Below are 13120 nucleotides of genomic sequence, written 5' to 3' on the forward strand. Positions count from 1 at the left end.
TTTATCTCTAAATTTCAATCCCTTTAAATTGACTGTTATAAAGCTTAGAATAAAAACTTTCTCTTTTCATAAGCTCATCATGAGTTCCAGTTTCAACAATTTCACCATCTTTAACAATTAATATTTTATCAGCACTTCTTATAGTACTCAGTCTATGTGCTATGACAAAGCAGGTTTTTCCTTTCATTAAATTCAGCATAGCCTTTTGTATATCTATCTCTGTCCTAGTATCTATAGAGGATGTTGCTTCATCAAGAATAAGTATTGATGATTGTGATAATATAGCTCTTGCTATTGCCAGAAGCTGTCTTTGTCCATGAGACAAGTTACTTCCGTTATCAGATAAAACCGTATCATATCCTTCTGGTAATTGTCTTATAAATCTATGTGCATTTGCAAGTACTGCAGCTTGTTCTACTTCTTCATCGGTAGCTGTTAATCTTCCATATCTTATATTTTCACGAATACTTTCTGAAAAAAGATAAGTATCCTGCAAAACCATAGATATAGATTTTCTTAAATTATTTCGTTTAATATGATTGATATTTACGCCATCAATAAGTATTTCTCCACTATCTATATCATAAAACCTGGTTAATAAATTTATTATAGTGGTTTTCCCAGAACCAGTAGGCCCAACTATAGCAATTACTTGCCCTTTCTCTGCAGTTAAACTTATGTTTTTTAATATTTTCTTTCCTTCTTTATAAGAAAAGTCAACTTTATTTAATACAATTTTACCCTGTAAATCTGTAACTTCTTTAGCATGTGAAATATCACTTTCTTTAGGCTCATCCATAATTTCAAATACTCTCTCAGCACCTGCCAAAGCTGAAAGAATTGTATTAAACACATTAAGAATCTCGTTTACAGGACGTGTAAAATTTCTCATATAAAGTATAAAAGAAAGCAGTATACCTACAGTAATTCCTTTATTTGAAAGTATAAAATACGCTCCGCTGACAGCCACTATTAAATATGTGAGATTATTAATAAAATTATTAACAGGACCTAAAACACCTGAAAATCCCTGTGCAAAAATTGCACTTTTAGTAAGCTTTTTATTTATATTTTCAAATTCTTTTTTTACATTATCTTGACGATTAAATAACATTATAACTTTTTGTCCTGAAATTTTCTCTTCAATAAATCCATTCAGCTCTCCTAATTCTTTTTGCTGTTTAATAAAAAAAGGTTGCGTTTTTTTCACTAAAAATCTTGTAATTAAAAACATTAAAGGAACTGTTGTAAGACCTATAACTGTCAGCAAAGGACTTAAAATAATCATAGCAATAAGCATTCCTAATATATTAACAATACCAGAAAAAAACTGTGTTATACTCTGAGATAAAGTATTATTTATATTATCAACATCATTTGTTAATCTGCTCATTAAGTCTCCGCTTGAATGAGTATCAAAAAATTTTAACGGGAGATTCTGAATACTTCTATACAAATCTATTCTTATATTAGAAGAGGTTTCATTACCAATGCTTATCATTATTTTGTTTTGAATATATGTTGAAAAAGCACATACTATATAAATTACAATAAGTACTGCACATATATTAAATAATCCATTAATATCTCCTGTTTTAATAAAATTATCTACTGTATAACCATTTAATCTTGTTCCTGCTATATTACTAACAGTCGTAAGAAGATTTAGCGAAAAAGTAATTACTAATAAATTTTTTCTTTTTCCTAAATATTTTAATAATCTTTTCATTGTGCTTTTAGGATTTTTAAGTTTTTCAGATTTTTTACCTACACCTCTCATATGATGTCCAAATCCACTAGGTCTAATTTCGGGCATAACTTTATCATCAGCCATTGACAGCTGCCTCCTCTCCTAATTGTGCCGCTGCAATACTTTTATATATTTCACAATTATTCAATAAATCTTTATGTGTGCCCACATGGCATATTCTGCCTTTATCCATCACAATAATTTTATCTGCATTCATAACTGCTGAAATTCTTTGAGCTATTATAATTACTGTGCTTTGTACCATTCTTTTGTTTATAGAATTTTGTACTTTAGCCTCTGTTGCCATATCAAGAGCACTTGTTGAATCATCCAATATTAATATTCTAGGATTTCTTATTAAAGTTCTAGCAATATTAATTCTTTGCTTCTGACCTCCGGATAAATTTTTTCCTCTTTGTTCTACAATACTTTTATAACCATTTTCCTTTTCCATTATAAATTCATATGCCTGTGCATCAATACTTACAGCTTCCATAGTTTGAAAATCAGCATGCTCATTTCCAAACATTATATTCTCCTCTATAGTTCCTGAAAATAAAATGCTATCCTGCAATACAACCCCTATATTTTCTCTAAGCTGTTTTAAACTTATATTCTTAACATCAATTCCTCCTATTAAAACCTGTCCTTCAGTTACATCATAAAGTCTTGGTATTAGACTTACTAATGAACTTTTCCCTGAACCTGTAGTTCCTATTATACCTACATTTTCACCTTGATTTATTTTAACAGATATGTCCGTTAATACATTATCGCTGTGAGCATTATACTTAAAAGAAACATTTTTAAATTCTATATCAAATGAATTAACTTCCTTGGAATCTTCCAAATTTTGAATACTTGGTACACAATCTAATATCTCATTTATTCTATTAGCTGAAGCCTTTGCACGAGTAAAATTTAATACAATCATTACAAAAAGTATAAGGGAATGCATAATCTGCAGTAAATAATTAATAAAAGCCATAATTTTTCCTATTTGAAGTGTACCATTGTTAACCATATTTCCCCCAAACCATAATACAGCTATAACACTGATATTCATTATAAGTGTCACTATTGGCCATAATATCATATTCATATTTTGTGCCTGTATGCTGCTATTAGTTAAATCATAATTTACACCATCAAATTTTTCTCTTTGCTTATCCTCAAGTGTAAATACCTTTATAACTCTTATTCCCAGTATGCTTTCTCTCATCACTGTATTCACTGCATCTATTTTTTCCTGCAAAGCTGAAAAAAGAGGAAAAGATTTTTTAAGTACAATAATTACGGCAATTAAAACCATTGGTACAGCTGCTAAAAATATTATAGATAAATTCTTACTTAAAGAAGCTGCCATTACTATTCCCCCTAAGCATAAAAACGGTGCTCTAATTGCTCCTCTAAGTGCCATTATTATCATATTCTGAACCTGAGTTACATCATTTGTAAGTCTTGTAATAATAGAAGATGTTTTAAATTTATCAATATCTGCAAAAGACAAAGTCTGTATCTTATCAAAAAGTGTCTGCCTCAATTTTTCTCCCATATTCATAGAAGCAGCAGAAGAAAAAACTGCACAACCAGCTCCACCAATAAATCCGAAAAGTGCTGCTGAAATCATTTTTATTCCAGTAAAAAAAATAAATGAAATATCTCTTTTTGCAACACCTATGTCAATAATATCTGATAAAAGTTTTGGCTGCATTAAATCCATAGTTACTTCTATCAGCATCATAAAAGGAGATATTAATGCAAATATTACAGCAGGTCCTTTCATATATTTAAAAAGCTTAAACATACCTGTACTCCTTTCCTTAAAATTACAAATAATTATTAGGTTCCTAATTAATTTCAGTATAAGGTTTTATTTTCCAGTTGTCAATAATATTATTTATATTCAGTTTTGTCATAATTTTACAGTAATTTTATTAATCATTTTTCAAATAACCTTTCATTATGACAAATATTAATAAATTTGTAATTTATGTTAATTAAAATTTAAAATAAAAATACACTTTATAAAAATTCCCTTTTAACAGGCATTTTTAAATAGTGCATTTTTATTTTAGTAAATGTATTTTAAATTCTGCCAATTAACTCTCTTCTAAGCCAATCAAGCAAACTGATTACAGTTCTATATCTAATTTTCTGTCTGTCGCCGGAAAGATTTAGTTTTTTTACTTTTACTTCACCTTTAATATATAAACCTGCATAAACTAAACCAACGGGTTTCTCTTTTGTTCCTCCACCAGGACCTGCTATACCTGTAACAGATATTCCTATATCTGTACCTGCTGCTTTAGCAATACCTTCAGCCATTTCTTTAGCCGTTTCTTCGCTTACAGCTCCATACTTTTCTAAAGTCTCTTTTTTTACATTAAGCCTCTTTATCTTAGCTTCATTGCTGTATGTTACAGCTCCTTCCACAAATACAGACGAAATGCCTGGATAATTTATTAATGTCCCTGCTAAAAGACCTCCTGTACAAGACTCAGCTGTTGCTATAGTAAGCTTTTTATTTACAAGCATTTCTCCAACTACAGTTTCAAGAGTTGTTTCCCCTTCTCCATAAATATTCTCACCAAGTCTTTTCCTTATTTCAATTTCTATAGGTGAAATTAAGCTTTCAGCTTCTTCCTTTGTATTCCCTTTAGCAGTTATTCTAAGTATTGCCTCATGGTCTTTTGCATAAGGTGCTACAGTTGGATTTCTTAGACTATCCATAATATCCTGAACTTTTTCTGCCATAGCACTTTCACCTAAACCAGCTACTCTAAGCACTTTAGATACTAAAACACCGTCAGAAAATTTTAAAAGATAAGGAACAACACAATTTTCAAACATAGGAATCATTTCCTTTGGAGGCCCTGGAAGCATAACAAGAATTTTATTATCTTCAGCTATAATACATCCTGGCGCTGTTCCATTAGAATTAGGCAGTACTACTGCTCCTTCTGGTATGTAAGCTTGTTTTTTATTACTTTCACCCATTTCTCTATTTAGCCTATGAAAAAACTCTTTAATCTGATTTAAAGATTCCTCATGTAAAATCAATTTCTTCCGAAAATATTTTGCTCCAATTTCTTTTGTCAAATCATCTTTGGTAGGTCCCAATCCTCCTGTTGCAATAACTATATCTGCTCTTTTAAAAGCAAGTTCATAGGCATTATAAAGTCTATCTTCATTATCTCCAACAACAGATTGATGAAACACTGATATTCCTAAATCAGCTAGTCTTTTGGATAAATATTGCGAATTTGTGTTAACTATATCTCCAAGCAAAATCTCTGTACCTACAGATAAAATTTCTGCTTTCATTTTAAGACCTCCTTAATGGAAATTAACTACTATTATTTTACATACTTATAGTTTCTATATTCAATATTTATATTGGTATTTCCTTCTTAGTAACCATTTTTTCTTTAAAAACATATATTGAAAACATGAGATTTATGAATAAATATGAAAATAAAATTATGAGGTGATTTTTATGTGCGGTATAGCGGGCTTTATAGACCAAAACTTAGATTTAACTAAAGCTCACCCAATATTAGGTGCTATGATAGACACTTTAAGCAAAAGAGGACCTGATGCCTCTGGTATCAAACTTTATAAAAATGCAGCACTAGGGCATAGAAGATTAATAGTAGTTGACCCTGAAGGCGGAGCTCAACCAATGACAAGAGTTCATAAAGGTAAAGAATATACGATTGTATATAATGGAGAACTTTACAATACTGAAGATGTTAGAAAGCTGCTTCTTGAAAAAGGTTATACTTTTAAAGCGTACAGCGACACAGAAGTACTTTTGACTGCTTTTATTGAGTGGGGATATGAATGTGTTAAATATATAAATGGAATATATGCCTTTGGGATATGGAATGAATATAGCAAAGAACTTTTTCTTTGCAGAGATCCATTAGGTGTGAAACCTCTATTTTATTCTTTGCAGCCAGATTCAATAATATTTGCTTCAGAAATAAAGGCACTTTTAAAGCACCCAAAGATTAAACCAGTGGTAGATGAAACAGGACTTTTAGAGATTTTCGGCTTGGGACCGGCAAGAACTCTAGGAAATGGCGTGTTTAAATATATAAAAGAAGTGCCTCCAGCACATTACCTATATTATAAAAATGGAGATGCTGCTTTAACAGAATATTGGAAGCTTAAAGCAAAGGAGCATAAAGAAAGCTTTGAAGAGACAGCTGCACATACAAAAAGCTTATTACTTGACGCTATTGAAAGACAACTTGTAAGCGATGTTCCGGTATTCACCTTTCTTTCAGGAGGATTGGATTCCAGCGTTATTTCTGCTATTGCTGCTGCAGTATTTAAAAAACAAGGCCGTGGCCAGTTAAACACTTTTTCTATTGATTATGTAGATAACAATAAATACTTTAAACCTAATGAATATCAGCCAAACTCTGACAGCTACTACATTTCTAAAATGGTAAAATTCATAGGAAGCAATCACCATAATGTTTATTTAGACAATAATAAACTTGCACAAGCTCTCTACGAAGCAGTAAAAGCAAACGACCTTCCTGGCATGGCAGATATAGATTCATCGCTTTATTTATTCTGCAGGGAAGTAAGAAAGCACAGCACCGTTGGATTATCTGGTGAATGTGCTGACGAAATTTTCGGAGGATATCCTTGGTTTACCCGTAAAGAAGATATAAATTTCAGCTCTTTCCCATGGGCAAAATCCTTATCCACAAGAAAAGATATTATTGGTCAAAATCTTTCCAAACTTCCTATTGAAGATTATGTACAAAGTAGATATGAAGAAACAATAAAAGCTGTTCCAAAACTTTATGGAGAAGATAAAGCAGAAGAAAGAATGAGAGAATTGTTTTACTTAAACGTTAAATGGTTTATGATTACCCTTTTAAATAGAAAAGATAGAATGTCTATGTCAAACAGTCTTGAAGTCAGAGTTCCTTTTGCAGATTATAGACTTGTGGAATATGCCTTTAACATACCCAACGCTTATAAATTCTATATGGGCAGGGAAAAAGGCTTATTGCGTGAAGCCTTAAAGGGAATAGTTCCTGATGAAATTATATTTAGGAAAAAAAGTCCTTATCCTAAGACTCATAATCCTATATACACAAAGGCTGTTCAAAAGATGATGACTTCAATATTAAATGATAAAAGTTCCCCAATTCTTGACCTTATAAATTTTGATACAGTTAAAGAAATTGTTGAAACAGGAGGTAACTCCTTTAAAAAGCCTTGGTACGGGCAGCTTATGACCGGACCTCAGGTTATAGCTTATTTAATTCAAATAAATATTTGGCTTAAGGAATATAATGTTCAGATAGAATTATAGAAAACAGGTATGATTAACATTTCAGCTTTGTTAATCATACCTGTTTTTAAACTAATTTATAAAATAATTTGCTTTTGTTTCATAATTGTTATATCCCATCCTTAGTTCAAATTTCATTAACTATTTTACCTCTTTTCTTTCATATAAAAATAAGGTCCATACCAACCATCTTCATGAGTGCTTACAAAGGTCCAGGTAAAATCTTCGTCCACTACATAAATATCTTTATAAAATCTTATGTCCTCTAATAAAAGCTTATCCGCATTTTCTAAATAATAAGCAAAATACCCTTCGTTTAAGAACATATAGACGTTTTTCTTAGAACTAGCTTTAAATTTCTCCTTTGCTTCTTCACCCTGCAGTGCTTTCAAACGTTCGTTGCTAAAAACATGCCAGAGAAATGCCTCTATATAAATACCTGAAGTATCAACATCTTTTGCAAACTCCTCAAGCCATTTTTTTCTTAAACTTTCTGCTTCAGAACAATCTTTTAAATCGTTATTAAAAAGCTGAATATACTTAATTTTCTTTTCTTCCAGTATTATATGAAAAAGATTGTAACAGCATATTTCTATGCTTTCACATCTTATAATACCTTCGTTAATATGTTCTATTGCAGTATCCTCAGAAGGCTGAGTAACACTAGTAATGCCCTCAACTTCTATTATAGTTTCATTTGAGCTATCACAATCTTCAGGTGGTATATATTCTATATAATTATTATTAAGCAAAACATTAAAACTGCCATCCTCTCCTTTTCTTATATCTAAATCATTTATTTTTTTACCTGTAAAATATTCCAAACATGTACACTCTTCACCTTCATAACTTTCACTTTGTACATTCAAAAGTATTAGCTTTACAGCCATATCTCTTAAGCCGCCTTCCTGAAATAAAAGTTTTATACTATTGTCTTTTCTTTCAATAGACATAGATGAGCAATAAAAATATGGCCAAACACCTTGAAACTGATTTACTAGTTCTGTTCCACCTTTAATAGCCTTAGGACTAAAAACTTGTCTTATTATTACCGCCCCTCTAGGTATTCTTTTTTCTGAAGGTGATGGCTCTATCCAGGCTAATCTCCAGCTAAGCATACGAAAAACTACGTAAAAACCAAATTTATCTTCTCCAAGTACTAATATATTTCCTTCTATTTTTCTCCCATTTTTAATTGTGAGCTCATAAATAATATTTTTATCAGGTACAATATTTAGTTTTTCTGAAAACCATATCCTCTTAGTACCAAAAGTTAACTCATAAAAATCCTTATCTTTCCTGCTGACAAATCTTCTATTATTTACACATTTTAAAATATGATTTGATATTTTCACTTTAAAATACCGCCTCTCTGCTTTAACAGCTATTATATATTTTTATCATGTACTTAAATTATGTCTTCCCACCATCCCGCCATTTAATAAATCACCTGAATTACTCTTATTTATATCTATTTTTCTTTCTTCTTAAAAGTTCCGATGTATCTATAGTATTATTTTTTAATTTTTCTTGTATATTTGGTTTTTCTTCAATTATATTAGTCTGAGACTTTTCTGAATCATGTGAAATTTTTTCCAAATCTGTTATCTTATTTGCATCTGCTTTAGTTTTAACTCTAGTCAAAGTTTTAAAATTTTTCTTCCTACCCTTTACCTTGCTATATACGTTTTCTTTAACTATATTTATTTTTGAGTCAACCTTCTCAAAGGAAAGGTTTAATCTTCTTAAAGCTATATCAAAAATAAGAAATAACAAAGCTATTATAATAAAAGGAGTTGTCATATCAGTTCTTCCTGACACGTCCTTAAGCTCCCCTTTAAATACTTCTTCCGGCGTTTTTATATAACTTCCCCCTGAATCATTAACTAACATATCTAAACTGCTGTTTTCATTATATACTCTATACTCTGGAGAATACTGCACAGCAAGCCCATTAGTAGCTGTATTTAAGATTTCTCCGCTTTTATTCTGTACACCCTTTATCATGTAAACTCCAGGCTCTTTCACATCAAAGCTTCCACCATATTTCCCAGGCTCTGTTGGATAGAGCTTAACTTCAATACTTTCTAATGAAGGCGTCACTACTATGGCAGTAGTATTTGTTTCTTCTTTGAAATTTTTATCCGTAAAGCTTATGATTCCCTTGCTTCCCTGCAGCTCTGCCTCTATAGAAGCTTCTTCGCTTTCATAATTTGAGATAGAATAGTTTATAATGTTCTGCCAAAGCCTCACATTGTTGTTCCAGCCCACATAGTTTCTGCTCCATTTACCATTTATATCGGAGTTCCACGCTGCAGTTTTTCCAAGACCGTACTGCCAAATAGTTAAAATAGGATCATCCTCATCACTTCTTAAAATAACCTTTGCTGCATCTTTAGGGGAAGCACCTATATACCCTAAAAGGCTTGGGAGTCCATTTTCAGCAGCTGCTATAATAGGATGGCTGCTACTTATAACAGGAGTAAACTCTCTGTTGTTTAAATAAGCCTTTGCTGCCATAAAGGTTTCCTTTGCAAATATTGTAGGTATATTTGATATATCGTCTGTTGCATAAAATCTTCCGTCAGCACCTTTTGCAATACTTTCAAGCAAAAACTTATCCGCATCCTGCCCTACAGCAACGGTAGAAACAGTTATATTATCCTTTTTAATTCTTTTTACAAGCTCATCATAACCTGACTGCTCAGCCTGACCATCTGTTAAAAGTATAATGTGCTTAATCTTGGCATTGCTAGTCTTTAAGCTTTTATAGCCTTCCTCAAGGGCAGGAAGTATGCTTGTTCCCCCGCCTGGTCTTATAGTACCTATATCATCTCTAATACTCTCCTTATCTTCAGCTTTTTTAGGCTTTACTACCCAGTAATTTGTATCATCAAAAGTTAAAACACCTATTTCATCCTTAATTCTTAATGAATCTAAGGTTCTTGCAGCTGCTTCCTTTGCCACATCAAGCTTAGTAATACCGCCGCTTCCACCTGTCATACTGCCAGACTTATCTATAATAAGCATCATGGACATTTCAGGTATTTCCTTTTTACCCTTCATCTCCATATTTACAGGCAGTACCTTTTCAAGATTAGTTTGGAAATATCCCCCAAGAGCAAAGGAATTTTCTCCTCCTGTTGCTACAAAGCCTCCTCCAAAATCCTTAACGTAAGGCTCAAGAGAATTTAAGAAGCCTTCATTTAAATTTTCTGCTGAAACATTACAGGTTATTATGCTATTATAAGAAGTAAGCTCTTGAAGAGTTCTTGGAGCTGAATCTGCATCAATTTTGTTATACTCTATTCCTGAAGCATTAAGTATATTGATAAGTTCCTCAGCTTCCCCCTTTGCATCTTCAATTACCAATATTTTAGGCTTATCCTTAACATTAGTAAAAGCTGAAGCTTCATTATTTTTAACTTCACTGTCTGCTTCTGGTTCTAAAAGCACTCTGTAGTTTTTAAAGCCTCCGTTTAAAGCCCTGTCTTTAAACACAAAACTATTACTTCCTTTTAAAAGCTGAACACTTTCTTCTGAAACCTTGTCCTTTCCACTGAATAAAGTCAGCTTTCCTTTAGTTGCCACAGTACTGGTTATGTTAACAACTACATTAAAGTCCTCGCCAATATTAAGCCTTTTAGGAATATTAATGCTGTCTACAGCTGCTTCGTCTCCCATAGCTTTATCTATTTTATAAACCTTTAAATCAATTCCCTGCTCCACAATAGAAGGTGCTGCTTTTGAAGCCTTACCCTCATTTTCCTCGCTGTCTGTTATAAGCACTATTCTCTTTTTACTGTTTTCGGGCATTAAAGAAATGGCTGTTGTAAGCGCATTTTCTATATTTGTATAAGTTCCGTTAACCTTAGTTTCAAGACCGTTAAAAGCTGGGCTTTTGGAAACAAAACTTTCAATTAATGCGTTGTCTCCAAAACTTAACACAGCTACTGCATCCTTAGAAGTCTTTTTATTAATAGCATCTGCTACAAACTTTTCTACAGCAGACTTATTTGCAAGCATGCTGTCTGAAGCATCAATCACAAACACCGTAGCAGCATCTTTTGCATTCCATTTAAAACTAAAGCCGCTTAAAGCTAAAATAAGCAGAATAAAAATTATGCTTCTTACTATTAAAATGGTATTCTTTTTCACTTTATATATTCTGCTGAGCCTTTTAGATGTATAAAAAACTAAAAACAATGTAATGGGTAACAGTATAAGTAAATAGGGACGTGTAAAATTAATAGCCATATACATACACCATCCATTCTGCCATAAGTATTAAGAGTGCTGCTGTTACAAGAAAGCTTTTAAGATTTATTCCTGAAGAATTTAGAATACTATTGCTTTCTGCATTATTAAAAGTTTTGTCTTCAGTATCTATATCAGACTCCTTCTCACTAGGAAAATTAACAGCAAACAATCGTTCTGTTTCATCACCTTTAAAGCTTTGAGTAAGTCTGTAAATTCCTATTTCATCAGTATTTTCATAGGGCTTTATTGGATATTTAACTTCAATATCCTTACTGCTTCCTGAAGGAGATTTCATAGACAGCTTTTCTATATCTCCTATTGAATTTATTGTGATTGATTCTCCACTTTTATAGGAGGACTTTGTTTGAAAATCAAAATCAGTTAAATAACTTATTAAATTATGCATAAAAATAGGAAACTCAGATATTAGAGGAAAATCGCTGCTATGAAGGTCAAAGGCTAAAACTCCTGTCTTTTGTCCCTTAAGCTCCCCAACAAACCCTGCTGGCTTGTTATTTACTTTTAAAAATACACTTGCCCAATATGGAACTTCTATATTTTTAAACTTTGAAACAGTAAAATGTACATTTTCCATATATTTAGTTATACTGCTCTTAACTGCTTCACCTAAGCCGCCATCTATATCACCGTTAACTTTAAAACTTTCACTATCCTCTGGAGGATTTAAAAATAAAACTGCTCCTTCTTTTGGAAGAGCTTTCGGTGACACTCCATCAAAAATATATAAATCATACTTATCCATTATATTTTCAAAAGAATTAGTCTTATAAAGCTCTATATTGTTTAATGATGCTAAAACTTTTTCAATAAATACATTTCTTTCTGAAACTAAAAGCACCTTTTGACCCTTAGTACTCTTAACAACTTCATAAATACTGTTGTCTTCATTAAGTGAATCCTTTTTACTTATTTCTCCATGAAGATATTTTGTATAATTAGGTAAACCTGCAAAATATATAGTTTTTACTTCCTTAGGCTTAAGTTCCACATCCTTTAAAAAAAAGAGTTTTTCTTCTGCATAAAGAGCAACTTCTCTTTTTTGACTGTTACTGCTTCTATTATTAATTCTGATTATTGCATTAATGCCGCTTTCTGATTTGCTGTGGGATATGTAATCCAAACTCACATTTTCAGAGTAGGAATTAAGTACCTGAACCTCGCCATTTATACCTTTAATATCAACATTTTTATCAGTAAAAAATATACTCCTGTAGCCTTTATCCTGCTTAGATATTGATTTTACTAAGGATAAACTATCATTTATATCTCCAGCTGCATTAGTAATCTTTATATTTTTCAGCTTGTTTATAGCATCCTCCTTGTTTTCTGATAAGCTTATCTCAATCCTTGGCTTACTTCCTGACGATATTAAAGTTATCTTGCTTCCTGTCCTTAGTGAACGTATAAGCTTTTCTGCTCTTTTTATTCCTTCTTCAAATTTTGTGCTGTCTTCATAGGCAGCCTTCATGCTTCCAGTAGTATCTATTACTATAATTATATTTTGCTCTCCTCTTCCTTTTATGAGTAAAAACGGATCTGTTAAAGCAAGTGTTAATAGTAAAGCTAATATTATTTGAAGAATAAGGGGCAGGCTGCTCTTTAATCTTTGCCAAGGAGTATTAACATCTATATCTTTTATAACCTGATTCCATAAATATAAACTTGAAATTTTTCTCTCTTCAAATTTTTGCTTTAATATATACATCGCTATTATTACTGGTATAGATATAAGAAAAAACAGAGCTGCAGGATACAGTAATCTCATA

General features: G+C 31.7%; 7 protein-coding genes. 1 reads left to right on the top strand and 6 read right to left on the bottom strand.

What is annotated here, in order from left to right:
• Nucleotides 1-7 precede the first annotated feature (7 nt).
• The 3 genes from M2651_RS12210 to M2651_RS12220 all read right to left on the bottom strand — a co-directional run bounded on the left by M2651_RS12210 (nucleotide 8) and on the right by M2651_RS12220 (nucleotide 5077).
• Nucleotides 8-1834, bottom strand: a complete 1827-nt coding sequence (locus M2651_RS12210) for an ABC transporter ATP-binding protein (RefSeq protein ID WP_252132629.1) — start codon at nucleotides 1832-1834, stop codon at nucleotides 8-10.
• A complete protein-coding gene (locus M2651_RS12215; protein WP_252132630.1) occupies nucleotides 1827-3557 on the bottom strand; it encodes an ABC transporter ATP-binding protein in 1731 nt (576 codons plus the stop codon). Before M2651_RS12215 ends, M2651_RS12210 begins: the two co-directional genes overlap by 8 nt.
• Nucleotides 3558-3838: 281 nt before the next feature.
• Nucleotides 3839-5077, bottom strand: coding sequence for a competence/damage-inducible protein A (locus M2651_RS12220; RefSeq protein ID WP_252132631.1), 1239 nt, complete (start codon nucleotides 5075-5077; stop codon nucleotides 3839-3841).
• A 172-nt stretch (nucleotides 5078-5249) separates the two neighbouring features.
• Here M2651_RS12220 and asnB point away from each other — a divergent pair, with 172 nt between their 5' ends.
• A complete protein-coding gene (asnB, locus tag M2651_RS12225; protein ID WP_252132632.1) occupies nucleotides 5250-7094 on the top strand; it encodes an asparagine synthase (glutamine-hydrolyzing) in 1845 nt (614 codons plus the stop codon).
• Nucleotides 7095-7219: 125 nt separating this feature from the next.
• Here the strand turns inward: asnB and M2651_RS14475 are convergent, their stop codons facing one another.
• The 3 genes from M2651_RS14475 to M2651_RS12240 all read right to left on the bottom strand — a co-directional run bounded on the left by M2651_RS14475 (nucleotide 7220) and on the right by M2651_RS12240 (nucleotide 13119).
• On the bottom strand, nucleotides 7220-8428 hold the full coding sequence (locus M2651_RS14475; RefSeq protein ID WP_252132633.1) for a DUF4275 family protein: 1209 nt from the start codon (nucleotides 8426-8428) through the stop codon (nucleotides 7220-7222).
• 106 nt (nucleotides 8429-8534) lie between these two features.
• Entirely contained in the window at nucleotides 8535-11231 is a 2697-nt protein-coding gene (locus M2651_RS12235) for a VWA domain-containing protein (protein WP_252132634.1), read from the bottom strand.
• An 88-nt stretch (nucleotides 11232-11319) separates the two neighbouring features.
• A complete protein-coding gene (locus tag M2651_RS12240) occupies nucleotides 11320-13119 on the bottom strand; it encodes a vWA domain-containing protein (RefSeq protein WP_252132635.1) in 1800 nt (599 codons plus the stop codon).
• Between the last annotated feature and the right edge of the window lies 1 nt (nucleotide 13120).

The sequence above is a fragment of the Clostridium caldaquaticum genome, assembly GCF_023806125.1.
Lineage (GTDB): Bacteria > Bacillota > Clostridia > Clostridiales > Clostridiaceae > Clostridium_AT > Clostridium_AT caldaquaticum.

What these genes read in the sequence shown, in the direction of transcription:
- M2651_RS12215 (WP_252132630.1), bottom strand. Translation starts at nt 3,557, where the DNA reads ATGTTTAAGCTTTTTAAATATATGAAAGGACCTGCTGTAATATTTGCA.
- M2651_RS12210 (WP_252132629.1), bottom strand. Translation starts at nt 1,834, where the DNA reads ATGGCTGATGATAAAGTTATGCCCGAAATTAGACCTAGTGGATTTGGA.
- M2651_RS12240 (WP_252132635.1), bottom strand. Translation starts at nt 13,119, where the DNA reads ATGAGATTACTGTATCCTGCAGCTCTGTTTTTTCTTATATCTATACCA.
- M2651_RS12220 (WP_252132631.1), bottom strand. Translation starts at nt 5,077, where the DNA reads ATGAAAGCAGAAATTTTATCTGTAGGTACAGAGATTTTGCTTGGAGAT.
- asnB (WP_252132632.1), top strand. Translation starts at nt 5,250, where the DNA reads ATGTGCGGTATAGCGGGCTTTATAGACCAAAACTTAGATTTAACTAAA.